Genomic DNA, 23,791 nt, shown 5'->3' on the forward strand with positions numbered 1-23,791 from the left:
CAGATGAACGGGATCAGGAATCACGCCGCAGATCCGGTGGGATCGGCAAGTTGTCCTTCAGCGGATCCGGGCGCTTGCCCTTGCCCGCGCGGTACTGGCGGATCTGGTAAACGTAGGCCAGCACCTGAGCGACCGCCAGGTACAACCCACCGGGGATTTCCTGCTCCAGTTCCGTGGAGTAGTAGATCGAACGCGCCAGGGCCGGCGATTCGAGCAGCAGCACATTGTTGGCCACGGCGATTTCACGAATTTTCAAGGCCAGAAAGTCACTGCCCTTGGCCAGCAGCACCGGCGCGCTGCCCTTGTCGGGATCGTACTTGAGGGCGACGGCGTAGTGAGTCGGGTTGGTAATCACCACGTCGGCCTCAGGGATGGCCGCCATCATCCGCCGCTGCGACATCTCGCGCTGCAACTGGCGAATGCGCTGTTTGACCTCCGGCCGCCCTTCCTGATCCTTGTGTTCGTCACGCACTTCCTGCTTGGTCATCAGCAGTTTCTTGTGGCTTTCCCACAGCTGCACCGGCACGTCGACGGCAGCGATGATGATCAGCCCGCAAGCCATCCACAAAGTGCTCCAGCCGACCACTTGCAGGCTGTGAATGATCGCCATGTCCAACGGCTCATGAGCAATGCGCATCAGATCGTCGATGTCGGCAGACAACACCGCCAGCGCCACGAACAGCACGATGAAAAACTTCGCCAGGGCCTTGAGCAGTTCGACCAGCGCCTTGGCCGAGAACATTCGCTTGAGCCCCGCACCGGGGTTCATGCGACTGAATTTCGGTGCCAGGGAGCCTGCCGCGAACAGCCAGCCACCGAGGGAAATCGGGCCGATCAACGCGGCCAGCAACAAGGTGATCATCACCGGCTGAATCGCCAGCAGGGCGATCTGCCCCGAGTGCAGCAGGAAGGCGCCCATGTTGCGCTGATCCAGAATCACCTCCCGCGACAGCGTGAAGTTCATGCGCATCAGCTCCATCATGTCCTGCGCCAGGGCTCCACCGAAAATCAGCAGCCCGCCAGCGCCGGCGAGCATGACAGCCAGGGTGTTGAGCTCCTTGGAGCGCGCAATCTCGCCCTTTTCCCGGGAGTCCTTTTTACGTTTCTCCGTGGGGTCTTCTGTTTTGTCCTGACCGCTTTCGCTCTCAGCCATGACTCAGCGCGCCCGTGCCAGTTCGCGTAACAACTGCAAGGCCTCGGAGGCCAGCGGTTGATACTGATTGATGATGTCCGCCAACCCGACCCAGACGATGAACAGCCCGAGCACCAGGGTCAGCGGGAAACCGATGGAAAAAATGTTCAGTTGCGGCGCGGCCCGGGTCATTACGCCGAACGCAATGTTGACCACCAGCAACGCGGTGATCGCCGGCAGTACCAGCAACAGTGCAGCACCCAGAACCCAGCCCAGCTTACCGGCCAGCTCCCAGAAATGATTGACCATCAAGCCACTGCCCACCGGCATCGTGGTGAAGCTTTCGGTCAGGACTTCGAAGACCACCAGATGGCCATTCATGGACAGGAACAACAGCGTCACCAGCATGGTGAAGAACTGCCCGATCACCGCCACCGAGACGCCGTTGGTGGGGTCGATCATCGACGCGAAGCCCATGCCCATCTGAATGGAGACGATCTGCCCCGCCACCACGAACGCCTGGAAGAACAGCTGCAAGGAGAAACCCAGCAACGCACCGATGAGGATCTGCTCGGCTATTAGCAGCAGCGCACTCAGATCCAGCGCATTGATCGGCGGCATCGGCGGAAGGCCCGGCGCAATCACCACTGTGATCGCCAGGGCGAAATACAGGCGCACGCGAGTGGGCACCAGGGTTGTGCCGAACACCGGCATGACCATCAGCAAGGCGCCGATGCGAAACAGCGGCAACATGAACGTCGCCACCCAGGTACTGATCTGGGTATCGGTCAGCTGCAGCAGCGACGGCATGGTTTAGCCGATGACCTGAGGAATATTGCCGTACAGCTGCAGGATGTATTCCATGAACGTCTGCACCAGCCACGGGCCGGCGACGATCAGCGTGACCAGCATGACCAGCAAGCGCGGCAGGAAGCTCAGGGTTTGTTCGTTGATCTGCGTGGCGGCCTGGAACATTGCCACCAGCAGGCCCACCAGCAGACTCGGAATCACCAGCACAGCCACCATCATGGTGGTCAGCCACAGCGCTTCGCGAAAAATGTCTACCGCCACTTCCGGCGTCATGGCGACACACCGCCGAAGCTGCTTGCCAGGGTGCCGATGATCAACGCCCAGCCATCCACCAGCACGAACAGCATGATCTTGAACGGCAGGGAAATGATCAGCGGCGAGAGCATCATCATACCCATGGCCATCAACACACTGGCCACGACCAGGTCGATGATCAGGAACGGAATGAAGATCATGAAGCCGATCTGGAACGCGGTTTTAAGCTCGGAGGTGACGAAGGCCGGCACCAGAATGGTCAGCGGTGCCTGATCCGGCGAAGCGATGTCGGTGCGCTTGGACAGGCGCATGAACAGCTCGAGATCGCTGCTGCGCGTCTGCGCCAGCATGAAGTCCTTGATCGGCACCTGGGCCTTGGCCACGGCATCCTGAGCGGTGAGTTTCTCCGCCAGGTACGGTTGCAAGGCGTCCTGATTCACCCGGTCAAACACCGGCGCCATGATAAACAGGGTCAGGAACAGCGCCATGCCGGTGAGGATCTGGTTCGACGGCGTCTGCTGCAGGCCCAGGGCCTGACGCAGGATCGAGAACACAATGATGATCCGGGTGAAACTGGTCATCAGCATGACGAACGCCGGGATGAAACTCAGCGCGGTCATGATCAGCAAAATTTGCAGGCTGACCGAGTATTCCTGAGCGCCATTGGCGTTGGTACCCAGGGTGATCGCCGGGATCGACAACGGATCGGCGGCGAACGCCAGCGGCGCGACCAGCATCAGGGCCAGCGTCAAGACGATGCGTAACGCACCCATTACTTCTTATCCTTCTGATCCTTGCCGAGTATCTTCAACAGATGCTGGGCAAACTCCGGGGTCGCTTTCTCGGTGGTGGTCGGCACTTCAATCGACTCTTTAAGCACATGCAGTGCAGTGATCGTGCCGGGGCTCAGGCCAAGCAAGATCTGCTCATTGCCGACTTGCACCAGCATCAAACGGTCGCGGGGGCCCAAGGCACGGGAACCGACAATCTCGATCACCTGCCCCTTACCGGCCGGCCCGGCCTGCTGGACCCGGCGCAGCAGCCAGGCGAGGAAGAAGATCAACCCCAGCACCAACAGCAAACCGAAGACCAACTGCGTCAGTTGCCCGGCCACACCGCTACTGACTGCCGGCGCGGCCGCCGCCGTCGCAACCGGCTCGGTGGCCAGAACGCTGAACGGCAACGCCAATAAAAACCCCAGAACCCTCTTCACTTAGCGCAGCTTCTTGATACGTTCGCTTGGGCTGATCACGTCGGTCAGGCGGATGCCAAACTTCTCGTTGACCACAACCACTTCGCCGTGGGCGATCAGCGTGCCGTTGACCAGCACGTCCAGCGGCTCACCGGCCAGTCGGTCCAGCTCGATCACCGAACCCTGGTTGAGTTGCAGCAGGTTGCGGATGTTGATGTCAGTGCTGCCCACTTCCATGGAAATCGACACCGGAATGTCGAGGATCACGTCGAGGTTCGGACCGTCCAGGGTGACCGGGTCGTGGTTCTTCGGCACGCTGCCGAACTCTTCCATCGGCAGACGGTTAGACGACGAGCTGCCGACGTCAGCGGCCAGCAAGGCGTCGATATCGGCCTGGCCGGCATCACCGGTTTCTTCCAGGGCGGCAGCCCATTCGTCAGCCAGTGCCTGGTCGTCCTGGGCGTTCATATCGTCGTTCATCATTTGTCCTCGGCGGGCAACTGCTCAATCAAGAGCAGCCAATTAATAGGGGGTTGGAGCGCCAATCAGCGGCGCTCGATCGGCTCGATCACCTGCAACGCAAGGTTGCCTTTATGCGAGCCCATCTTGACCTTGAAGGCCGGCACGCCGTTGGCGCGCATGATCATCTCTTCCGGCATCTCGACCGGGATCACGTCACCCGGCTGCATGTGCAGGATGTCGCGCAAACGCAACTGGCGACGGGCAACTGTGGCACCGATCGGCACGTCGACGTCCAGGACGTCCTGGCGCAGGGCGTTGACCCAGCGCTCGTCCTGATCGTCCAGATCCGACTGGAAACCGGCGTCGAGCATTTCGCGCACCGGCTCGATCATCGAGTACGGCATGGTCACGTGCAGGTCGCCGCCACCCCCATCGAGTTCGATGTGGAAAGTGGACACCACCACCGCTTCGCTCGGGCCGACGATATTGGCCATGGCCGGGTTCACTTCCGAGTTGATGTACTCGAAGTTCACTTCCATGATCGCCTGCCAGGCTTCCTTCAAATCGACGAAGGCCTGCTCCAGCACCATGCGCACCACACGCAGCTCGGTGGGGGTGAATTCACGCCCTTCGATCTTCGCGTGACGGCCGTCGCCGCCGAAGAAGTTGTCCACCAGCTTGAACACCAGTTTGGCGTCGAGGATGAACAACGCGGTGCCGCGCAACGGCTTGATCTTGACCAGGTTGAGGCTGGTCGGCACGTACAGCGAGTGCACGTATTCGCCGAACTTCATCACCTGCACACCACCGACGGCAACGTCCGCCGAGCGGCGCAGCATGTTGAACATGCTGATGCGGGTGTAGCGGGCGAAACGCTCGTTGATCATTTCCAGGGTCGGCATGCGTCCACGGACGATGCGATCCTGGCTGGTCAGGTCGTAGCTTTTGACGCTGCCGGGTTCGGCAGCGTTATCGGTCTGTACCAGACCATCGTCGACGCCATGCAACAGCGCATCGATCTCATCCTGGGACAGCAGGTCCTGCACGGCCATGTCGTGTTCCTACTGCAGTACGAAATTAGTAAAAAGCAGCTGTTCGATAACCACTTTGCCGAGTTCTTTCTGCGCCACTTCCTGGACGCTGGCCGTGGCCTTCTGACGCAACATCTCCTGGCCAACCGGGGTCGCCAGCGTGGCGAAGTCCTGGCCGGAGAACAGCATGACCAGGTTGTTGCGGATCACCGGCATGTGCACTTTGAGCGCTTCCAGATCAACCTGATTACGGCCTTGCAGGGTGATGCTCACCTGCATGTAGCGCTGGCGACCGTTCACGTTGTAGTTGGCCACGAAAGCCGGGGCCATGGGCTCGAAAATCGCTGGCTGCTTGCCGACCACAGCGGTTTCGGCGGCGACAGGCTTGCTCTGGGCACTGTGCATGAAGAACCAGGTCGCCCCCACGGACATGCCGACCGCCAGCAACAGGGCCACCACGATCGCAATGATCAGCTTGACCTTGCCTTTGGTTGCGGGTTCTTTTACTACTGCGTCGCTCTTCGCCATGCCAATAATCCGTCACTATTCGGGTTTTCACAGTCGCACGGCAAGGCAAGAGCAAGTGTTATGCCAGAAGTGTCGAGGAGGTATGGGAGACAGCGAAACGCAATCAATTGTAGGAGCGAGGCTGCCCGCGAAACAGGCGCCGCGGTTTATCAGCCATACCGCGTCATCATTCTTCGCGGGCAAGCCTCGCTCCTACAGGAGAGGTGTGATCAGGCGTAGTAGTCGACCGCGCTGGAGCCGATCACGCTGGTAGCGGTTGCCGCCACTTCGGCGACGGCGGTTGCGACCTCTTCATCCATGGAGTCAAGACGACCTCCATTGGCGCTGGTCCGACCGCCCTGCCCCTGCTGAGCCTGATCCTGGCCCTGGCCTTGCCAGCCACGGGATTGATCGGACACATTGACGTCGACCTGGCCCATGCCCTGTTGCGCGAACATGTCACGCAGGCGTTGCATCTGACTGTCCAGCGCTTCACGAACGCTTGGATGGGCGCTCATGAAGGTAACCTGGGTCTGCTGGTCGGGAACCATGTTCACCCGGATATCGAGACGCCCCAGTTCAGCCGGTTGCAACTGGATGTCGGCCGCCTTGAGGTTGGCGCTGGAAAGGTACATGACGCGGTTGACCACTTCCTCGGTCCAGCCGCTCTGATGCATGGCGATCGGTTGGTTGACCGGCAAGGCATTGGCGGTTTTCGGGGTGGCCGCCTGGGTCAGTGCCGCCAGACGGTTGGCGAAGTCATCGACACGGGTATCGCTGCTGGCGGACGTCAAATCCTTGAGGCCGCTATCAATCAGACCGCTGAAGGCTTTCTCGCCGCCCTGACTGGTGCTGTCCTTGTCGGCTTGCACGTCGAGCATGCTGGCCATGCCGGCGGCAAAGTTCTGCGCCGCCGTCAGCTCACCGTCAGCCTGGGTCTGGGCAGCCGTGGCTTTGGACTGGGCCTGGCTGCTGGCAGATACGTGGCCGCTCTGCTCCATGGCCATGCGCACGGCGGGCAATGCGTCGAGCGGATCAGCTTCGGGATCAAAATCGCCGTCAGTGGCCGCCTCCACTGGCACAGACGCGGCAACAACGGCGGCGGCAACCGGCGCTTCAGCCTGCGGCTGTGCGGTCGTGACAACTGGCGCAGCTGTTTGCGCGGCCGGTACGGTTACCGACGGCTGTACTGCCTGCATCAACGCAGGATCAAGGGCCGGGTCGAGGCTCGGATCGACAGGCGCCGTATCGGCGACCGGCGTTTCAGCCGTCTCGGGTTGGTTGTCGCTGGCAGCTGTGTCATCGGTCGGCGCCGGTTTATCGGCGGGCAAGGAATTGCCGCTATCGGCAACCGCCCGTTCCGGGGCGGCAGGCTTGTCAGTGCTGACATCCGGTTTGCCGTGGGTTTTCGAGGCATTTTCGGTAGCCGGTTTAGCCGCTTTATCGGCGACCACAGAAGGCTTGTTCCGGGCTTGATCGGCGTAAACATCAGCGAAGCTGGACGCCTTGCCCCCTGGCTCAGCGGCCAGCGCCGGGGTATTGGCGGAGGCGACTTGAGTCTTGGCCGTCGCGGCGGCCTGAAGAAGCGAATGGGGGGTAACGGGCATAAAACGGTCTCCGCTGCACTGGGATCGTAGGTACAGTTGAGTGAGTTGATTGCAAAGGTCGAGCCAGTTCGGCTCGACAAAGGTTAAAAGCGCCGGACGGTTGCGTCAGTCAGCAAGAGAGCGCTGTCGCTCCGCCTCATACAGCGGTCGGATAATGGCGAATTCGCCGTCGATTTCCCCGACCAGCTTTTCAATACCGGCGAGGCTTTTTTGCTTGGCGCGTTGCTCAAGCTCATTGCACAGCTCAGCGAGACGAACGGCCCCCATATTGCTGCTGCTGCCCTTGAAACTATGGGCGGTGCTCATGAGTTGCGCGGCATCTTCAGCCTCTCGCAACACGCACAAGCGCTTTTCGGAATCGGCAATGAAAGTATCCAGCAACATCGGATAATCACCCTCCATGACTTCTTGCAGCGCGCTCAGCACGGCACGGTCCAGATGTGTGTCAGCCACTTGCTCACTCCTTGATCAAGAATGGGTGAATTATGCCAGAGCCTCCCAGAAAAACTCTACGCGAGCACTACGACCATCGTCGGACCAGCTCGCGCTACGGCTCAATTGGCGGATCAGACTGACGCCGCGCCCCGACAGACGGCCACCGTCGACGGGACGCTCCATTACCCGCGCCACATCGAAACCTTTGCCACTGTCTTCGACCCGCACAATCAGGCTGCCGCCCTTGCCCGTCGGCACGATCTGCAAATGCACCCGCACAAAGCCGTCCTGCAACGCCTCCAGCCGCTCATTGCGCGTTTGATAATAGCGCGCAAAACCCGAAGCATCGCGCTTGAGGCTTGAATCCAGCCCCAGCACGCCGTGCTCAAGGGCGTTGGAATACAGTTCTGCCAACACGCTGTGGAGCGCCCCACTCTGAGCCCGCAGACCATGGACCTCAAGCAACAATTGCAACAGGTACGGCAGCGGATTGAAACGTTTGAGTGTCGCGGCGCGAAACTCGAAACTCACCGACCAGTCCAGCGGACACGACTGGCCGCTGTCGGAATACACCGGCGCCGGAGGGCTCAATTGCTCGGCCTCCAGCAGACTGATCTCGACCATGCTCACATCATCGCGGGCCTCGCCACGAAAATCCCGCAGTGCCAGCTCGATGTCCTCGAACAGCGCGTCTGGCTGACGATTGGCCGCAAACACCTGATGCAAGCGCTCTACACCGAACAACTGATCGTTGGCATCGCAGGTATCGATGACCCCGTCGGAGAGTAGAAACACCCGATCACCAACGGCCATCGGAAACACTTCGGTGCGGTCATTGAAGGTTTGCGGGCTCAGTATGCCCAACGGCAAATGCCGCGCCGTCAACGGCGTGCGCTCACCGCTGACGATGTTGTGCAGATAACCGTCCGGCATCCCGCCGTTCCAGACTTCCACCGAGCGTCGCTGAAAGCTCAGGCACAGCAAGGTGGCACAGCAGAACATGTCCACCGGCAGGATGCGCTTGAGCTTGGCGTTCATCTCACGCAGGGTTTCAGCCAGGCCATACCCTTTGGCAGTCATGCCATAGAAGACTTCAGCCAAGGGCATGGCGCCCACCGCGGCCGGCAGCCCGTGACCGGTGAAATCACCCAGTAGCACATGCATGTCGCCGGCCGGGGTGAACGCCGCCAGCAGCAGATCGCCGTTGAACAGCGCATAAGGCGATTGCAAGTAGCGGATGTTTGGCGCACTCAGGCAGCCCGAATGCGCCACCTTGTCGAATACGGCCTTGGCCACTCGCTGCTCGTTGAGCAAGTAGTCATGATGTTTGGCGATCAGGTCACGCTGCTGTAGCACCGTGGCCTGCAACCGGCGCAAGCGATCCATGGCCTTGATCTTGGCGGCGAGGATCACCTGGTTGTAGGGCTTTGCCAGAAAGTCGTCACCACCGGCCTCCAGACACCGGGCCAGGGCCTCGCTTTCGGTCAGCGAGGTCAGGAAGATGATCGGCACCAGGGTTTCCCCGGCCAGCGCCTTGATCTGTCTGGCCGCTTCGAAACCGTCCATGACCGGCATCATGGCGTCCATCAGAACCAGGTGCGGCCGCTGCTGGCGAAACGCTTCGACGGCTTCGGCACCGTTGGCGGCCGTCAATACCTGGTGGCCCTGACGACGGACAATGCTCGACAGCAGCATGCGATCGGCCGCGCTGTCTTCGGCGATGAGGATGGTCAGCGGTTCAAGCGACGGCTGCATGGCGGTCAAGTGATGTCGAACAGCTTGTCGAAATTGGAGATGGCGAGGATCTTGCGCACATCTGAATTGCTGTTAACGACGCGAATATCGGAACTGTCGCCACCGGCGTGATCACGGAGCAGAAGCAGCATCCCCAGCGCCGAGCTATCGAGATACGTGGCCCTCCTTAAGTCCACCACAACAGATTCCGGTTTTTTTTCGAGTTTCTCGTAAGACTCGCGAAACTCCTGATGCCGACCAAAATCGAATCGTCCCTCGATCGAAATCGTCAGCTTTTTCCCATCCGGAGATACATCTGTAACAACTGACATTTATCGGCTTCCTTGTCATGGGTAAACGTACGTGTACAAGGTTTAGCACTTGGCGGAGATGGGAGCAAGGCGGGAAGTTGTCACGCCTGTCAGACCGCCTTCGCGGGCAAGCCTCGCTCCTACGGGTTATGCGTCCACATTACTCGCAAACGACACAAAACCTGTAGAGCGTGGTTGGCCCGCGAAGAACGGTAACGCGATCCCACTGATTCAATACGGATCATGCCGCGGCAACCGCTGGGACAATTCGTCCAGCAGCTTCTGCTCGCGCTTGTCTTCGAGCTTGCGCGCCTCGTCCATGTAGCGTTGTACAAGTTTGCGCAAACCTTCGACCCGGGCAAACGCCTGCTGCCAGGACTCGCGCGCCTTGTTCAGGTTGTTCTGGTGCCAGTTCAGGCTTTGGCGCTGCTGATCGATGGCGGTGCCCAATTGCGCAAGAAATCCCTGATAGCCAAGCAACCACTGGCCGGAAACGCCAGTGCTACCGCGCACAATCCATTGTTCCTGGTATTCGAGGCGGAAGTTTTCGAGGTCGGCGAGCTTGCTTTCCGCCACACGAACCTGGCCCTGGAAGTGCCCGAGGCGCATGACCGCGGTTTTTTCGGCCTTTTCGGCCATTTCCACCACGGGTGCCAGACGTGCCGCGCGGCTCAGGGCCATGGCCGGTTAGCCGCCCGCTGCCGGAGCGAAGATCGAGGCGAGGTGGTTTTCGCTGGCGCCCATGCCGATGTTGTCGTTCAAGCCCTGACGCAGATAAGTGGTCATGGCGGGCTGCAAGGAAATCGCGACGTCGGTTTCACGATCACCGCCCGGCACGTAGGCACCGACGCTGATCAAGTCGCGGCTCTGCTGATAGCGCGACCAGTACTGTTTGAACATCTGCGCCCGGGCCATGTGCTCGGGGCTGACCACCGACGGCATGACCCGGCTGATGGAGGCTTCGATATCGATGGCCGGGTAATGACCTTCTTCGGCCAGGCGCCGGGACAGCACGATGTGCCCGTCGAGCACGCCTCGCGCCGAGTCGGCAATCGGGTCCTGCTGGTCATCGCCTTCGGACAACACGGTGTAGAACGCGGTGATTGAACCGCCACCCTTCTCGGCGTTACCGGCCCGCTCCACCAGTTTCGGCAACTTGGCGAACACCGACGGCGGATAGCCTTTGGTCGCGGGCGGCTCGCCAATGGCCAGGGCGATTTCCCGCTGGGCCTGGGCGAAACGGGTCAGCGAGTCCATGAGCAACAGGACGTTCTTGCCCTTGTCGCGGAAATACTCGGCGATTCGCGTGCAGTACATCGCGGCGCGCAGACGCATCAGCGGTGCATCGTCCGCCGGCGAGGCGACGACCACCGAACGCTTGAGCCCTTCTTCACCGAGGATGTGCTCGATGAATTCTTTAACTTCACGACCCCGCTCACCGATCAGCCCGACCACGATAATGTCGGCCTCGGTAAAGCGGGTCATCATGCCCAGCAGCACGGATTTACCGACCCCGGTACCGGCGAACAGACCGAGACGCTGACCGCGACCGACCGTCAACAAACCGTTGATGGTGCGAATGCCCACATCGAGCGGTTCACTGATCGGTTCACGCTTGAGCGGGTTAATGGTCGGGCCGTCCATCGGCACCCAATCTTCGGCTTTCATGCCGCCCTTGCCATCCAGCGCACGGCCGGCGCCGTCCAGCACCCGCCCGAGCATGCTCATGCCCATCGGCAAGCGGCCAGTGTCTGCCATAGGCACCACACGGGCACCGGGCGCAATGCCGGCGACGCTGCCGACCGGCATCAGGAACACCTTGCTGCCGGAGAAACCCATGACTTCGGCTTCGACCTGCACCGGTTGATAACTGTCGTCGTTGATGACCATGCAGCGGCTGCCCATTGCTGCGCGCAAACCTTCGGCTTCGAGGGTCAGGCCCACCATGCGCAGCAGACGGCCTTCGAGGATCGGCGCCCCCGCCAGCGTAGTGACCTCGGCGTAACTGCCCAGGCGCTTGGCGAAGCTGGTGCGGTCAAGGCGCATCTGGTTCGTCCAGCGTCGGCTCGACCGCAGGTTTTTCGTCGACCGGCAGTTCCAGGCTCAGATCCGGAGCGGCCGGGTGCAAGGCCTGGTCATGCAACTGATCGAACAGCTTGGCCATGACTTGGGCGACGCGGGTTTCAACGGTGGCGTCAATGCGACTGTGTTCGGTCTCGACCCGGCAACCGCCGGGCAGCAGGGATTCGTCTTCGACGATGCGCCAGGTTTCTTCATGGCGCTCGCGCAGGGCTTTGACCTGTTCGAAGTCCTGCGGATTGATGTGCAGCCGCACGTTACCCACGCCCAGCGGCAAGAGCTTGAGGGCTTCGCGCATGACGTGTTCGATTTGCGTCGAATCGATGGCCAGTTCGCGCTGAATCACCTGTTTGGTGATGTGCTGCACGAGGTCGACCAGGGATTTCTCGATCTGGGTGTCCTGCTCGGCAATGGGCTCGAACAGGTTGGCCATCAGCTGTTCCAGGCCGGCAACCTTCGGCGCCAGGACGGCTTCAGCTTCCTGACGGACCTTGAGTGTGGTGCTGTGGAAGCCTTCTTTCTCGCCGATGGCGAAGCCTTCGTTGTAAGCCTCCTGACGGATGCTTTCGAGTTCTTCGAGGGTCAGTGGCTGGACTTCATCCAGCGGCACTTCTTCCATTTCCGGCGGTTCGGGCTCGGGTTCCGGCTCGGGCTCCGGCACAAACGGATCGAAACTGGGCAACGCCCAGACATCGAAACCGGCGACGGCCTTGCCTCGGATCAGGTCGGTCTGGGACTCATCATGTTTGGACGACATAGTGACCTTAGATCATCTCTTCGCCGCCCTTCCCGCCGAGAACGATTTCTCCGGCTTCGGCCATACGGCGGGCAATGGTGAGGATTTCTTTCTGCGCGGTTTCCACGTCGCTGACGCGCACCGGGCCCTTGGCCTCGAGGTCGTCGCGCAACAGTTCGGCCGCTCGTTTGGACATGTTCTTGAAGATCTTTTCCTTGACGCCTTCGTCCGAACCCTTGAGGGCCAGCACCAGCACGTCGGAGGACACTTCACGCAGCAACGCCTGAATCCCGCGGTCGTCGACATCGGACAGGTTGTTGAACACGAACATGAGGTCTTCGATCTGACCGGACAGGTCTTCGTCGACTTCGCGGATCGAGTCCATCAGCTGGCCTTCGATCGAGCTGTCGAGGAAGTTCATGATGTCGGCCGCACGCTTGATGCCACCCAGGGTGGTGCGCGAGGCATTCGAGTTGCCGGAGAACTGCTTCTCGAGAATCTGGTTGAGTTCTTTCAGGGCCGCTGGCTGCACGGTGTTCAGCGAGGAGACCCGCAGAATGATGTCCAGACGCACCTTGTGGTCGAAGTTGCCAAGCACTTCACCAGCCTGATCCGGGTCGAGGTAGGCCACGACGATCGCCTGGATCTGCGGGTGCTCGTAACGGATCACATCGGCGACGGCGCGCGGTTCCATCCACTTCAGGCTGTCGAGGCCGCTGGTGTTGCCGCCCAGCAGGATGCGGTCGATCAGGCCGTTGGCCTTGTCTTCGCCCAGTGCCTGGGTGAGCATTTTGCGCACGTAGTCGTCGGAGCCGACGCCCAGGCTGGTCTGGTCGCCGACGATGTCGACGAACTCGCTCATGACCTGTTCGACCTGCTCGCGATGGACGTTGCCCATCTGCGCCATGGCCACGCCGACGCGCTGGACCTCTTTGGGCCCCATGTGGCGCAACACCTGGGCAGCATCGGTCGAACCCAGGGACAGCAGCAGAATCGCGGCTTTGTCGACCTTGGTCAGTTTGGCGGCAACGGCTCGGTTATCACTCATCTGCGTTAATCCACTCTTTCACGACCTGGGCCACGCGACCCGGATCTTCTGCCACCAGACTCTTGATTGCATTCAACTGTGCGTCATAGCCTTCGCTCGGGCTCGGCAGCAGGATGCTTTGCGGACCACCGAGGCTGACGCGGTCGTTGCCCAGTTCGCCGTCCAGGCCGCCCATGCCACCGAGTTCCACGTCGCTGCCAATGCCGGCCAGTTGCTTGCCTTTGCCGCCACCGGTGATGTTGTTGAGCACCGGACGCAGCACACCGAACACCAGCACCAGGATGAACAAGACACCCAGCACTTGCTTGACGATGTCCCAGAACCAAGGCTGGGAGTAGAACGGAATATCGGCAATCACTTCACCGCGCTCGGCGGAGAATGGCATGTTGATCACGCTGACGCTGTCACCCCGGCTCGCGTCGAAACCGACGGCGTCCTGCACCAGGCGAGTGAAGCGCGCCAATTCATCGGCGCTCCACGGCGCACGGGTGGTCTCGCCATTGGCGGCGTTGATCTTGACCTGATCATCCACCACCACCGACACCGACAGGCGATTCAAACGGCCCTGCTGTTGTTTGGTGTGGCTGATCGAACGGTCGAGTTCGAAGTTCTTGGTGGATTGTTGACGCTTGTCCGCCGGATACGGTGCCAGCATCGGCTGGCCGGTGGCCGGGTCCATGATTTGCTGACCGTTGGCATCGATCAACGGCTGGCCTGGCTGAACCATACCGGCTGCCGCGGTGCTGCCACCGGTGGTCTGCGGCGCGGAAGCTGGCGATGGCGGCTGGTTGCTCAGGGCACCCGGCACACCTTGCGGGCCATTGCTGGCAGTGCGTTGTTCGTTGACCGACTGCTCGCTGCGCAACGCCGGTTGATCCGGGTTGAACTGCTCGGAGGTCGACTCGACAGCGCTGAAGTCCACGTCGGCCGAGACTTCGGCTTTGTAGCGGTCGTTGCCCAGCACCGGTTGCAGGATATTGTGCACGCGCTGGGTCAGCATGCTTTCCATGCGACGGCTGTAGTCAAATTGCTTACCGGCCATGGTCAGTTCGGAATTTTCCGCCTGATCCGACAGCAGGTTGCCCTTCTGGTCGACCACGGTGATCTGGGATTTGCTGAGTTCGGGAACGCTGGTCGCGACCAGATTGATGATCGCCACCACCTGACCCGGCTCCAGCGAGCGGCCGGAATACAGTTCAACCAGCACCGAAGCGCTTGGCTTGCGTTCGTCACGCACGAACACCGAGCTTTTCGGAATCGCCAGGTGCACGCGAGCGCCCTTGACGTTGTTCAGGCTGGAAATGGTCCGCGCCAGTTCGCCTTCGAGGCCGCGACGATAACGGGTCGCTTCCATGAACTGGCTGGTCCCCAGGCCCTGGTCCTTGTCGAGGATTTCAAAACCGATGTTGCCATCGCTGGGAGTGACACCAGCGCCCGCGAGCTTGAGCCGTGCACGGGACAGGTCTTCGGCCTTGACCAGCAAGGCACCGGAGTTGGGTTCAACAGTGTAGGGAATATCGGCGGCGGCCAGGGTATCCATGACCTGCTTGGCGTCCATACCGGCGAGGCTGCCGTACAGAGGCCGGTAGTCCGGCTGCTGCGACCACAGCACCACGGCAAAACCAATCGCCACGCTCGCAGCCAGGCCGACCAACAGGCCCACCTGACGCAACATGGTCATCTCGGAGAGGTTTTCCAGGAAGGACAACCCGAACAGCGGCGGTTTGCCGTCTACTGGGGTGGCCTTGGCCGGAACGTTATCGGCGACTGCTTCTGCCATGACTCAATTCGTCCTTAAACCGGCATCTGCATGATGTCTTGGTATGCCTGAACCAGCTTGTTTCGCACTTGGGTCAACGCTTGAAAAGACACGCTGGCCTTCTGCGAGGAAATCATGACATCCGTCAGGTCGACGCCACTTTTGCCGATCTCGAAGGCACTGGCCAACTGACTGGACGCTTGCTGGGTGTCGTTCACTTTATTGACAGCCTGACCGAGCATGTCGGAAAAGCTGCTGCCACCCAGTTCAGGGACTGCGGCAGTCGATTTAGGCGCAGACATGGCATCCATTTGCATGGAGCGCATGTCCAGCATCAACCGATTAAATTCAATACCTTGGCTCATGGTCTACTCTCGTTGGCGACCCGCAATTTTTTGACACTCACTCGGCGGGTAGTGAGGTGTTAGCAACAAGGGTGCCAGCTCCGTGGCTGCTCTGAACAAAAGCGTTTCCCGGGCTTTGTTGGCGAACGAATCAAGTCGCGAACAAATAAGCTTCCACATCCATCCCGGCATCGCGCATCTGCGCCAGCTTGTAGCGCAAGGTGCGTGGGCTGATGCCCAATCGCTCAGCCGCTTCTTTGCGACGGCCGCGCTCGGAACGCAAGGTGTCGATGATCATCTGGAATTCACGGCGACGCAGGTCATCACCCAACGCCCCGGCCGATTCAGCCTCGACCTCCACGACCCGCACCGGCGCCAACGCCGGCAACGGCGCGCAAGCCACCGGTCCGGACAGGCAGAAATCCTGGGGCTGGATCAAACCACCCTGCTGCAGAATCAAGGCGCGCTGGATCGCGTTATCCAGTTCACGCACGTTGCCCGGCCACGGATAACCGATCAGGCACGCCTGCGCCTCGGGCGACAGTTTCGCCGCGGCATGCTTCATTTTATTGACGTGTTTGGCCAGCAGACGCTCGGCCAGCGGCAGGATGTCGGCGGTACGCTCGCGCAGCGGACGCCAGGCCAGCGGAAATACCGACAATCGATAGAAGAGATCTTCACGGAACCGCCCCGCCGACACCTCACCGGACAGGTCACGGTTGGTGGTCGCCACGACCCGTATATCCAGGGAGATCGGCTTGCGTGCGCCGACCCGTTCGACTTCACGCTCCTGCAACACCCGCAGCAATTTGGCCTGGAGCCCGAGGGGCATTTCAGAAATTTCGTCGAGCAGGATCGTTCCGCCATCGGCCTGCTCGAACTTGCCGGCCTGCGCCGCGATGGCGCCGGTGAATGAACCTTTTTCGTGACCGAACAAAGTGGCTTCGAGCATGTTGTCGGGGATCGCCGCGCAGTTGATCGCAATGAACGGCTGACTGGCGCGATGGGAATGCTGATGGATATAACGCGCCAACACTTCTTTACCGGTCCCGGACTCGCCGGAAATCAATACCGTCGAATCGCTGCGCGCGACCCGCGCGGCCAGTTCCAGCAATTGCACACTGGCCGGCTCGAAGGCGATCGGCCCTTCGCTCTCGGTCGCACCGAGCGTGCCCAGTGCGTGCCGCGCCACGAGGTCGAGCAAGGCTTTGGGCTCGAACGGCTTGACCAGATAATCCGCCGCGCCCTGTCGCATCGCATCGACGGCCCGCTCGACCGCACCATGAGCGGTCATCAGCAACACCGGCAATTGCGGCTGACGCGTTCGCAGCAAACCGAGCAGTTGATGGCCGTCCATGCCTGGCATATTGACGTCGCTGATCACCAGGCTGAAGGCCTCATTGCCGACCGTCGCGAGCGCCTCTTCCGCCGAACCGACGGCCGTGTAATCGTGCCCCGCGAGCAGCAGCGTATCGGCCAGTGCTTCGCGTAGCGCGCGGTCGTCCTCGACCAGTAAAACCTTGATTGCCATGTCCTTCACTCCGCTCCCTGAGCGTTAGGCTGTTCACCGGAAAAAAGCGGCAGGATGACCTGCGCGCAGGTGCCGCGACCCGGCCGCGAGCGCAACTGCAATTCTCCCTGATGAGCACGGGCCACGGCCTTGACCACGGTCAGGCCCAGGCCAGTCCCGGTGGTTTTAGTGGTGAAAAACGGCTCACCCAAGCGCGCCAGTACTTTGCCGTCGATGCCGCTGCCGTTGTCACTGATGCACACCCGCAGGTTGTTTCCCCTGGCATAGAAATGCACTTTCAAGCGGACATCACCGGCACTGGCCTGAACGGCGTTCTCGATCAGATTAAGGATTGCGCCGACCAAGGTGTCGCGGTTGCACAGCAGTTCACCGGCATGACTGTCGCACTGCCAGCGAATCGGCAAATCCTGAACATGAGTCAATGCCGCCGATTGCAGCGACTGCATCAATTGCTTGGGCGTGACGCGGTCGGTCAACGGCAGCTCGCCGCGCGCGAACACCAGCATGTCGCGAACCTGATGTTCCAGCTCATGCAACCGCTCTTTCAGGCGCCCGGCAAAACGTTGCTGCGTGGCGACCGGCAATTCCTGCTCAGTCAAATGACTGGCGTAGAGCAACGCGGCGGACAACGGCGTCCGAATCTGATGGGCCAGCGAGGCGACCATTCGGCCGAGAGACGACAGGCGTTCGTGGCGAGCCAGTTGATCTTGCAGATGACGGGTTTCGGTCAGGTCGTTGAGCAACACCAACTGCCCGGGCTCGGCATCCAGCGAACGAGTGGCGATCGACAGACGTCGACCGTCCTTCAGAGAGATTTCGTGACCGTCGTCTTCGCGAGGAGCAAAGCAACGGGCAATGACATGGCGCCAGAGCTCGCCTTCGAGGGGCAGGCCGAGCAACTCGCAGGCCGCCGGGTTGGCTTCACGCACAATGCCCTGGGCATCGATGACGATGACGCCGCCAGGCAACAGATCGAGGAGGTTTTGCAGACGGTTGGCCAGACGTTCCTTTTCCGCCAGCTCTTGCATGCGCTGAGCGCTGACCACCGCCAGCTCACCCTTGAGCTCGGTGACCCGGGCTTCCAGCATGCTGTAGGAATCAGTCAGCTGGCTCGACATCTGGTTGAACAGCGAGAACGCCTGCTCAAGGCCAAGCCGGCTTGCCTGCTCTACGGACGACGGTTGCCCCGAAGCATCAGGGACAGGAGACATCTGGGCGGCTTGGGGCATCGTGCTCTCTCGCTAGGCTGACCGTCAGTTAAACGGAACGTTGCGAGGGATGTAGCAATACCCGTGCCTAAAAAAAATCGCCTACAAATGAACGACTTGAAAAACAGGCGTCAATCATCCGCCTGTTCATCACCGTCACGACGGCTCATGCCGTACTTGCGCATCTTCTCCACCAGCGTGGTACGACGAATACGCAGGCGTTCTGCGGCACGCGCCACGATCCCATTGGCATCATCCAGCGCCTGCTGAATCAAGCCCTGCTCCAGACCACCGAGGTAGTCTTTGAGGTCCAGACCTTCCGGCGGCAGCATGGCGTTGGCGGTGAAGTCCGGGGTATGACCGTTGATGGCCACCCGCTCTTCAAGATCACTGCGCAGGCTGTCGACCAGTTGCTCGTCTTCATCATCGACGTAGCGGAATTTCTTCGGCAGCTCGACCACGCCGATCACCCCGTAGGGGTGCATGATCGCCATGCGTTCCACCAGGTTGGCGAGTTCGCGAACGTTGCCCGGCCAACCGTGACGGCACAGCGACATGATCGCCGCCGAGTTGAAGCGGATCGAACCGCGCTTCTCGTGCTCCATGCGCGAGATCAACTCGTTCATCAGCAACGGGATGTCTTCGACACGTTCGCGCAGCGGCGCCATCTCGATCGGGAACACGTTCAGGCGGTAGTACAAGTCTTCGCGGAACGTGCCGATCTCGATCATGCTTTCGAGATTCTTGTGAGTCGCCGCAATGATGCGCACGTCGACACTCTGGGTCTTGTTGCTGCCCACGCGCTCGAAGGTGCGCTCCTGCAACACGCGCAGTAACTTGACCTGCATCGGCAACGGCATGTCGCCAATTTCGTCGAGGAACAGGGTGCCGCCATTGGCCAACTCAAAACGCCCGGCGCGGCTGGTGATCGCCCCAGTGAAAGCGCCTTTCTCGTGGCCGAACAATTCGCTTTCCAGCAACTCGGCCGGGATCGCCCCGCAGTTGACCGGAACGAACGGCGCGTCACGACGCTTGGAGTGGTAGTGCAGGTTGCGCGCGACCACTTCCTTGCCGGTGCCGGACTCGCCAAGGATCAGCACACTGGCGTCGGTATCGGCCACTTGCTGCATCATCTGACGGACGTGCTGAATCGCCCGGCTGGTGCCGACAAGACTACGGAAAAGGTTGGGTTCGCGATGACGACCGCGCTCGCGGGCCTGGTCGTACATCTCGCGATAGACCTGCGCACGGTGCAGCGAGTCGAGCAATTTGCTGTAGCTGGGTGGCATTTCGAGGGTCGAAAGCACTCGGCGACGCTGGTCTTCAGGCAAGTCAATGGAAGAATTATCGCCCATTAACAAAACCGGAAGGAACTCATCCCAGGTTGCGAGTGTCTTTAACAGGCCCGGAAGTGCGCCAGGAGCATTGACCGTCCCGATGAGGACACAGATCACTTCACGACTTGAGGACAAAGAGCCGACAGCCTGCTGCCAGTCATGGCTACCGCAGGGTAAATTTTCTTCGCCAAGAAAATTTAAAATCACCGCCAAATCGCGGCGGCGGACGCTATCGTCGTCAATCAGCAGAATTTTGGTTTCACGCCACATGCAATAGCAACTTCCCTAGTCAACTCAATGCCCAAAATGAGGGGGCAAGCTAGACGCTTGCAGACACGTTATGCCTGTAGACGACTGAAATCTGGTACCAGCCACTAGTTAAGTCAAAAAACCGTGCACAGTCAAATTTATGGCGCACTATGTTTGGATTAACTGAGGGTTAATTAACCAAACAGATGGTAAACCTTTGCCGCGCTCTGTGCTTGATGGATCTGCGACATCTCGTCGACTATCGCCTGGCGCTCCCCTGTCGCCGCCTCCAGAAGCTGTTTATACACGCCCAGCAACTCCTCAAGGTTGTCGCGCAACGCGACCTCATCCACCGAAGCTTCACTCAAGACGTCTTCCATGCAGCAACGGCAAGCCAGGTCCAATTCACTAATGGCCTCCCAGTTGCGCTCGGCCAATGCACCGACGAGGGCATCGCGGGTTAGTTCGATTCGCTGCAAGACAAGACTCATGGTGATCTCCTTAAAACTGCGGACCCGGCGCGGCAATGGCATCCCAACCGTCTTTGACCGTGCGAAGCAGGTCGGCGACTTCGTCGAGGATTTTTGGATCGGTCTTGATATTGGCTTCAGCCAGACGCTTCATCATGTAGGTATAGAGATTATCCAGCTCGCCTACCGATTCAGCCTGATTTTCCAGATCCAGACCTTCACGCAGACCGCCGATGATGCCGATGGCCTTGCCGATCAGAACGCCCTTGTTCGGAATGTCTTTGCGTTCCATCGCGCCCCTGGCTTGGGCTATGCGATCCAGTCCGCCTTCCATAAGCATCTGAACCAGACGATGCGGGCTGGCTTCGGAAGTCTGCGCCTGAGCGCCAATCTTCTGGTATTGGCGAAGGGCTAACATTGGATTCATGTTGTACCTCATCAGAAATCTGTGGTTCGTATAACCAGTGTATCGACGACGCGTCAAAAAACTTTAGATCCAAAAACAAAAAGCCCGGAGCGCTCTAAAACGCTGCCGGGCTTTTGGCGGTTCGAGTGTTACGAGTTCTTCTGCTGCGCTGTCATCGCCTCAAACATCGAGGTGATGTTACTGGCTGTCGCTTTCAGCTTGCCGACCAGAGTATCCATGTCGTTGTACTTTTTGGTCAGCACCGCCGTCAGGGTCTCGATTCGGCGATCCAGGGCCGCCTGGTCATTGGACAGCTTTTTCTTGGTTGAATCCAGACTCTTGGCGCGCGCGTCCAGGATAGAGTCGACTGCTTTGCCATTGACGGTTTTACCTTCGGTGTAAGGCTTGATCGCGTTGTTCATACGCTCAATCAGACCGTTGGTACCCGTGAACAGTGTCTGAACCTCACCGCCCAGCTTCTTGTCGTTCATTGCAGTGTTGAACTTGGTGCTGTCAAAGTCCAGTGCGCCGGTCTTCTGGTTGGTGGTGATACCCAACTGGGAAAGCACAGTCAGCTTGTCGCCCGCACCGGTCTGCGACAGCGGGCCCCGCAAGGAATCCAGAATCGAACGTGGCAGCGGGTCACCGGTCAGCGCCGCGGAAACGGTCAGCTTGCCATCGTCATCCAGGGACGGCTTGGTCAACGAAGTCACAGCGTTGGCGACGGCGTTGTAAGCATCGACGAATTTCTGGATCGACGCCTTCAGACCATCATTGTTGGGCGCAACGGTGACGGTCGACTTGCCGGTGGTGAGCAAATTCAGGCTCAACCCGGAGATCGTCTTGTCGATGGTGTTGGACTTGCTGGTCATCGCCAGACCGTCGACGCTAAACACCGCATCCTGGGCCGGAGCACCAATAGCCCCCGAAGAAGTGGCCGTCGGCGGGGTGACCATCGGGGCGGTCCCATCGATTTCCAGACCGGCAATACCGCTGGCGGAAATGTCGGAACCCGCACCAGTCGTCGTGGAACCCAACACCAGACGCGAGCCGAAACTGTCGGTCACAATGTTGGCGCTCAAGCCACTGGACTGGTATTGGCTGTTGATCGAATCACGCACCGATTGCAACGTGGCGCCTGCACCCACAGTTACCGGATAGCTTTTGCCATTTTGGGTGATGGTCAGCGTGCCAGCAGGGATCGCACTGGTTGTACCACCGGCAAATGCAGCGGAAGCCACTTTCGATGAGGTGGCCAGGCTAGTGATGTCGACCACGTAGTTACCGGCGACAGCCGCGTTACTGGACGTAGCGGTCAGCACTTTTACATCGGACGACGTCGCGGCAAAACCCGTGAACTGAGGGGTTGTCGTACTACCCAGATCGGTAAGCGCTTTCTGGAACGTGGCCAACAGCGACTTCAAGGTACCAATCCCGGAAATACTCGCCGAGTTAGTGGCGGTTCCACGATCGATCTGACCTTGCTTGGCCGCTTTGTCAGCGTTCACCAAGGCTTTGACGATAGCACCAGTATCAAGGCCGGAACCTAAACCTGTGCCCGGTAGAATTGGACTTGCCATGTGAAACTCCCTTCAGTGTGTCGCCGGCCTTTTGACCACTACAACGCCCAAAAGAACATAGCAACAAAATTCGTGCCAGTTGTCAGGCTTTAGCGCTGAACAACAGGCTGCTTGCATCATTCAAACTATTGGCCAGTTTCAAGACCTCTTCGTTGGGGATCTGACGGATCACCTCACCAGAGTCGCTGGCAATCACTTTTACCACAACCTTGCCTGAAGGCTCGTCAATCGAGAACTCCAGATTACGCTTGACCGACTGAACGAACTTTTCGATTTCCTGAACGGCCATCTTCAGTTTTTCCTGCTCGGTTAAGCCGCTTTTACCTTCATCCTTGACAGCAACCACTGACGCAGCGACCGCTTGAGGCTTTTCCGCAGGCTTCTCGGCAACAGCCGTCGCCTTTGGGGCCGCAGGATAAGACAAGTTCAGCTTCACGCTCATATCCATGTCCATCACCTCTTAAACCAAAAAAGCGAGAGAGCGCGACATGCACACTCCCCCGCCAAAACTCACTCAGCTATTACTGAAGCAGTTTCAGTACAGCGGATGGCAGTTGGTTGGCCTGAGCCAGAACTGCGGTGGAAGCTTGTTGCAGAGTTTGTTGCTTGGTCAGCTGTGCAGTTTCAGCAGCGAAGTCGGTATCTTGTACGCGACCCAGTGCAGCACTGGCGTTTTCGTTGATGTTTTGCAGGTTGGAAATGGTGCTGGACAGACGGTTTTGTGCAGCACCGAGGTCAGCACGGCTGGAGTTGATCTTGGCCAGAGCGGCGTCGATTTTGGTCAGCGCGTTGTTCATCGAAGCTTCGGCGGTTGCCGAGTTGTTACCAGTGATCTGAACGGTAGCCGAGTCAACCGACAGGGTAGCTGCGTCGAAGCCGCTGTCCAGGGTCAGGGTGATCTGGTTGGTAGCGCCAGTGTTGGAACCAACCTGGAAGGTCATGGTGCCAGCGGTGCCGTCGATCAGGTTCTTGCCGTTCAGGTTGGTCGACTTGGCGATACGAGTCAGTTCGTCCGACATCGAAGCGAATTCTTTGTTCAGAGCAGCGCGGTCAGCGGTGCCATTCGAGTCGTTTCGGGATTGAACAGCCAGTTCACGCATACGCTGCAGAATGTTGGTCGATTCTTGCATCGCGCCTTCAGCGGTCTGAGCGATCGAGATACCGTCGTTGGCGTTTTTGATAGCCATGGTCTGACCGCGGATCTGCGAAGTCATACGGGTAGCGATTTGCAGGCCGGCGGCGTCGTCTTTAGCGCTGTTGATTTTCAGGCCGGAAGACAGGCGAGTCATCGATGTCGACAGAGCGTCGGAAGCGCGGTTCAGGTTTTTCTGAACGTTCAACGATGTGACGTTGGTGTTTACTGTTAAAGCCATGACGAATTCCTCGTTGGTTGGGTACTGCGGCTTCCGGCCCTGGCAACCGCCGGGTATGGCCTAGAGAACCTTCGTAATAGTTATCGTCGCCAATGCAACTTGCTTTAGGGGATTTTCAAAATTATTTGCCATCACGTTGCCACCCCCGTAAATCAAGGGGTTGGCGATGATCCGGCAGCGAAAAAATGACGCCAG

At 59.7% G+C, this 23,791-nt stretch carries 26 protein-coding genes; all 26 read right to left on the minus strand.

Annotation, left to right across the window (positions count from 1 at the left end; translation table 11 throughout):
• Positions 1 to 13: 13 nt before the first annotated feature.
• The gene (gene flhB, locus HP062_RS11945; protein ID WP_083375988.1) at positions 14 to 1,153 is read right to left on the minus strand and encodes a flagellar biosynthesis protein FlhB; all 1,140 of its coding nucleotides are present in this window, start codon (positions 1,151 to 1,153) and stop codon (positions 14 to 16) included.
• A 3-nt stretch (positions 1,154 to 1,156) separates the two neighbouring features.
• The gene (gene fliR, locus HP062_RS11950) at positions 1,157 to 1,942 is read right to left on the minus strand and encodes a flagellar biosynthetic protein FliR (protein WP_077748632.1); all 786 of its coding nucleotides are present in this window, start codon (positions 1,940 to 1,942) and stop codon (positions 1,157 to 1,159) included.
• 3 nt (positions 1,943 to 1,945) lie between these two features.
• Positions 1,946 to 2,215 (minus strand): flagellar biosynthesis protein FliQ, encoded by a 270-nt coding sequence (fliQ, locus tag HP062_RS11955; RefSeq protein WP_010456946.1) that lies wholly within the window; start codon positions 2,213 to 2,215, stop codon positions 1,946 to 1,948.
• On the minus strand, positions 2,212 to 2,970 hold the full coding sequence (gene fliP, locus HP062_RS11960) for a flagellar type III secretion system pore protein FliP (protein ID WP_010456947.1): 759 nt from the start codon (positions 2,968 to 2,970) through the stop codon (positions 2,212 to 2,214). The genes fliQ and fliP overlap by 4 nt, the downstream gene beginning before the upstream one ends.
• Complete coding sequence (gene fliO, locus HP062_RS11965) at positions 2,970 to 3,410, minus strand: flagellar biosynthetic protein FliO (RefSeq protein ID WP_172791443.1); 441 nt, start codon at positions 3,408 to 3,410, stop codon at positions 2,970 to 2,972. The genes fliP and fliO overlap by 1 nt, the downstream gene beginning before the upstream one ends.
• Positions 3,411 to 3,869, minus strand: coding sequence for a flagellar motor switch protein FliN (fliN, locus tag HP062_RS11970; RefSeq protein WP_042933032.1), 459 nt, complete (start codon positions 3,867 to 3,869; stop codon positions 3,411 to 3,413).
• A gap of 65 nt (positions 3,870 to 3,934) precedes the next feature.
• A complete protein-coding gene (gene fliM, locus HP062_RS11975; RefSeq protein ID WP_010456950.1) occupies positions 3,935 to 4,903 on the minus strand; it encodes a flagellar motor switch protein FliM in 969 nt (322 codons plus the stop codon).
• A gap of 9 nt (positions 4,904 to 4,912) precedes the next feature.
• Positions 4,913 to 5,410 (minus strand): flagellar basal body-associated protein FliL, encoded by a 498-nt coding sequence (gene fliL, locus HP062_RS11980; RefSeq protein WP_077748629.1) that lies wholly within the window; start codon positions 5,408 to 5,410, stop codon positions 4,913 to 4,915.
• A 209-nt stretch (positions 5,411 to 5,619) separates the two neighbouring features.
• Complete coding sequence (locus HP062_RS11985; protein WP_172791444.1) at positions 5,620 to 6,996, minus strand: flagellar hook-length control protein FliK; 1,377 nt, start codon at positions 6,994 to 6,996, stop codon at positions 5,620 to 5,622.
• Between the two features lie 105 nt (positions 6,997 to 7,101).
• A complete protein-coding gene (locus HP062_RS11990; protein ID WP_169856641.1) occupies positions 7,102 to 7,449 on the minus strand; it encodes an Hpt domain-containing protein in 348 nt (115 codons plus the stop codon).
• A gap of 30 nt (positions 7,450 to 7,479) precedes the next feature.
• Positions 7,480 to 9,186, minus strand: coding sequence for a fused response regulator/phosphatase (locus HP062_RS11995; RefSeq protein ID WP_172791445.1), 1,707 nt, complete (start codon positions 9,184 to 9,186; stop codon positions 7,480 to 7,482).
• Between the two features lie 5 nt (positions 9,187 to 9,191).
• Positions 9,192 to 9,497 (minus strand): STAS domain-containing protein, encoded by a 306-nt coding sequence (locus HP062_RS12000; RefSeq protein WP_172791446.1) that lies wholly within the window; start codon positions 9,495 to 9,497, stop codon positions 9,192 to 9,194.
• Positions 9,498 to 9,707: 210 nt separating this feature from the next.
• The gene (gene fliJ / locus HP062_RS12005) at positions 9,708 to 10,157 is read right to left on the minus strand and encodes a flagellar export protein FliJ (RefSeq protein WP_010456956.1); all 450 of its coding nucleotides are present in this window, start codon (positions 10,155 to 10,157) and stop codon (positions 9,708 to 9,710) included.
• Between the two features lie 6 nt (positions 10,158 to 10,163).
• A complete protein-coding gene (gene fliI, locus HP062_RS12010; RefSeq protein WP_077748627.1) occupies positions 10,164 to 11,522 on the minus strand; it encodes a flagellar protein export ATPase FliI in 1,359 nt (452 codons plus the stop codon).
• Positions 11,512 to 12,312 carry a flagellar assembly protein FliH gene (fliH, locus tag HP062_RS12015; RefSeq protein WP_010456958.1) on the minus strand — a complete coding sequence of 267 codons (801 nt, stop codon included), beginning with the start codon at positions 12,310 to 12,312 and terminating at the stop codon, positions 11,512 to 11,514. The genes fliI and fliH overlap by 11 nt, the downstream gene beginning before the upstream one ends.
• Positions 12,313 to 12,319: 7 nt before the next feature.
• On the minus strand, positions 12,320 to 13,339 hold the full coding sequence (gene fliG / locus HP062_RS12020) for a flagellar motor switch protein FliG (RefSeq protein ID WP_007894195.1): 1,020 nt from the start codon (positions 13,337 to 13,339) through the stop codon (positions 12,320 to 12,322).
• Complete coding sequence (gene fliF, locus HP062_RS12025) at positions 13,332 to 15,119, minus strand: flagellar basal-body MS-ring/collar protein FliF (RefSeq protein WP_169856637.1); 1,788 nt, start codon at positions 15,117 to 15,119, stop codon at positions 13,332 to 13,334. Before fliF ends, fliG begins: the two co-directional genes overlap by 8 nt.
• Positions 15,120 to 15,133: 14 nt before the next feature.
• Positions 15,134 to 15,463, minus strand: a complete 330-nt coding sequence (gene fliE / locus HP062_RS12030; protein WP_010456962.1) for a flagellar hook-basal body complex protein FliE — start codon at positions 15,461 to 15,463, stop codon at positions 15,134 to 15,136.
• A 130-nt stretch (positions 15,464 to 15,593) separates the two neighbouring features.
• Positions 15,594 to 16,973 carry a sigma-54 dependent transcriptional regulator gene (locus HP062_RS12035; protein WP_010456964.1) on the minus strand — a complete coding sequence of 460 codons (1,380 nt, stop codon included), beginning with the start codon at positions 16,971 to 16,973 and terminating at the stop codon, positions 15,594 to 15,596.
• 5 nt (positions 16,974 to 16,978) lie between these two features.
• A complete protein-coding gene (locus tag HP062_RS12040; protein WP_172791447.1) occupies positions 16,979 to 18,184 on the minus strand; it encodes a PAS domain-containing sensor histidine kinase in 1,206 nt (401 codons plus the stop codon).
• Between the two features lie 128 nt (positions 18,185 to 18,312).
• The gene (locus tag HP062_RS12045; RefSeq protein ID WP_010456968.1) at positions 18,313 to 19,788 is read right to left on the minus strand and encodes a sigma-54 dependent transcriptional regulator; all 1,476 of its coding nucleotides are present in this window, start codon (positions 19,786 to 19,788) and stop codon (positions 18,313 to 18,315) included.
• A gap of 173 nt (positions 19,789 to 19,961) precedes the next feature.
• Positions 19,962 to 20,258 carry a flagellar protein FliT gene (locus HP062_RS12050; protein ID WP_077748624.1) on the minus strand — a complete coding sequence of 99 codons (297 nt, stop codon included), beginning with the start codon at positions 20,256 to 20,258 and terminating at the stop codon, positions 19,962 to 19,964.
• 10 nt (positions 20,259 to 20,268) lie between these two features.
• A complete protein-coding gene (gene fliS / locus HP062_RS12055) occupies positions 20,269 to 20,664 on the minus strand; it encodes a flagellar export chaperone FliS (protein WP_010456972.1) in 396 nt (131 codons plus the stop codon).
• 128 nt (positions 20,665 to 20,792) lie between these two features.
• On the minus strand, positions 20,793 to 22,223 hold the full coding sequence (gene fliD, locus HP062_RS12060) for a flagellar filament capping protein FliD (protein WP_077748623.1): 1,431 nt from the start codon (positions 22,221 to 22,223) through the stop codon (positions 20,793 to 20,795).
• Positions 22,224 to 22,305: 82 nt separating this feature from the next.
• On the minus strand, positions 22,306 to 22,671 hold the full coding sequence (locus HP062_RS12065; RefSeq protein ID WP_010456977.1) for a flagellar protein FlaG: 366 nt from the start codon (positions 22,669 to 22,671) through the stop codon (positions 22,306 to 22,308).
• Positions 22,672 to 22,744: 73 nt separating this feature from the next.
• A complete protein-coding gene (locus tag HP062_RS12070; protein WP_008072599.1) occupies positions 22,745 to 23,596 on the minus strand; it encodes a flagellin domain-containing protein in 852 nt (283 codons plus the stop codon).
• Positions 23,597 to 23,791 lie beyond the last annotated feature (195 nt).

The organism is Pseudomonas sp. B14-6, assembly GCF_013260315.1.
Taxonomy (GTDB): domain Bacteria; phylum Pseudomonadota; class Gammaproteobacteria; order Pseudomonadales; family Pseudomonadaceae; genus Aquipseudomonas; species Aquipseudomonas mandelii.

Bases quoted from the DNA above. Each gene is read 5' to 3' on its own strand.
- fliE (WP_010456962.1), bottom strand. From the start codon at position 15,463: ATGAGCCAAGGTATTGAATTTAATCGGTTGATGCTGGACATGCGCTCC.
- HP062_RS12065 (WP_010456977.1), bottom strand. From the start codon at position 22,671: ATGGATATGAGCGTGAAGCTGAACTTGTCTTATCCTGCGGCCCCAAAG.
- fliL (WP_077748629.1), bottom strand. From the start codon at position 5,410: ATGGCGAAGAGCGACGCAGTAGTAAAAGAACCCGCAACCAAAGGCAAG.
- HP062_RS12040 (WP_172791447.1), bottom strand. From the start codon at position 18,184: ATGTCTCCTGTCCCTGATGCTTCGGGGCAACCGTCGTCCGTAGAGCAG.
- fliF (WP_169856637.1), bottom strand. From the start codon at position 15,119: ATGGCAGAAGCAGTCGCCGATAACGTTCCGGCCAAGGCCACCCCAGTA.
- fliG (WP_007894195.1), bottom strand. From the start codon at position 13,339: ATGAGTGATAACCGAGCCGTTGCCGCCAAACTGACCAAGGTCGACAAA.
- HP062_RS12050 (WP_077748624.1), bottom strand. From the start codon at position 20,258: ATGAGTCTTGTCTTGCAGCGAATCGAACTAACCCGCGATGCCCTCGTC.
- fliR (WP_077748632.1), bottom strand. From the start codon at position 1,942: ATGCCGTCGCTGCTGCAGCTGACCGATACCCAGATCAGTACCTGGGTG.
- HP062_RS11985 (WP_172791444.1), bottom strand. From the start codon at position 6,996: ATGCCCGTTACCCCCCATTCGCTTCTTCAGGCCGCCGCGACGGCCAAG.
- HP062_RS12070 (WP_008072599.1), bottom strand. From the start codon at position 23,596: ATGGCTTTAACAGTAAACACCAACGTCACATCGTTGAACGTTCAGAAA.
- fliJ (WP_010456956.1), bottom strand. From the start codon at position 10,157: ATGGCCCTGAGCCGCGCGGCACGTCTGGCACCCGTGGTGGAAATGGCC.
- flhB (WP_083375988.1), bottom strand. From the start codon at position 1,153: ATGGCTGAGAGCGAAAGCGGTCAGGACAAAACAGAAGACCCCACGGAG.
- HP062_RS12035 (WP_010456964.1), bottom strand. From the start codon at position 16,973: ATGGCAATCAAGGTTTTACTGGTCGAGGACGACCGCGCGCTACGCGAA.
- fliN (WP_042933032.1), bottom strand. From the start codon at position 3,869: ATGAACGACGATATGAACGCCCAGGACGACCAGGCACTGGCTGACGAA.
- fliD (WP_077748623.1), bottom strand. From the start codon at position 22,223: ATGGCAAGTCCAATTCTACCGGGCACAGGTTTAGGTTCCGGCCTTGAT.
- fliI (WP_077748627.1), bottom strand. From the start codon at position 11,522: ATGCGCCTTGACCGCACCAGCTTCGCCAAGCGCCTGGGCAGTTACGCC.
- fliP (WP_010456947.1), bottom strand. From the start codon at position 2,970: ATGGGTGCGTTACGCATCGTCTTGACGCTGGCCCTGATGCTGGTCGCG.
- fliH (WP_010456958.1), bottom strand. From the start codon at position 12,312: ATGTCGTCCAAACATGATGAGTCCCAGACCGACCTGATCCGAGGCAAG.
- fliM (WP_010456950.1), bottom strand. From the start codon at position 4,903: ATGGCCGTGCAGGACCTGCTGTCCCAGGATGAGATCGATGCGCTGTTG.
- HP062_RS12045 (WP_010456968.1), bottom strand. From the start codon at position 19,788: ATGTGGCGTGAAACCAAAATTCTGCTGATTGACGACGATAGCGTCCGC.
- fliS (WP_010456972.1), bottom strand. From the start codon at position 20,664: ATGAATCCAATGTTAGCCCTTCGCCAATACCAGAAGATTGGCGCTCAG.
- HP062_RS12000 (WP_172791446.1), bottom strand. From the start codon at position 9,497: ATGTCAGTTGTTACAGATGTATCTCCGGATGGGAAAAAGCTGACGATT.
- fliQ (WP_010456946.1), bottom strand. From the start codon at position 2,215: ATGACGCCGGAAGTGGCGGTAGACATTTTTCGCGAAGCGCTGTGGCTG.
- HP062_RS11995 (WP_172791445.1), bottom strand. From the start codon at position 9,186: ATGCAGCCGTCGCTTGAACCGCTGACCATCCTCATCGCCGAAGACAGC.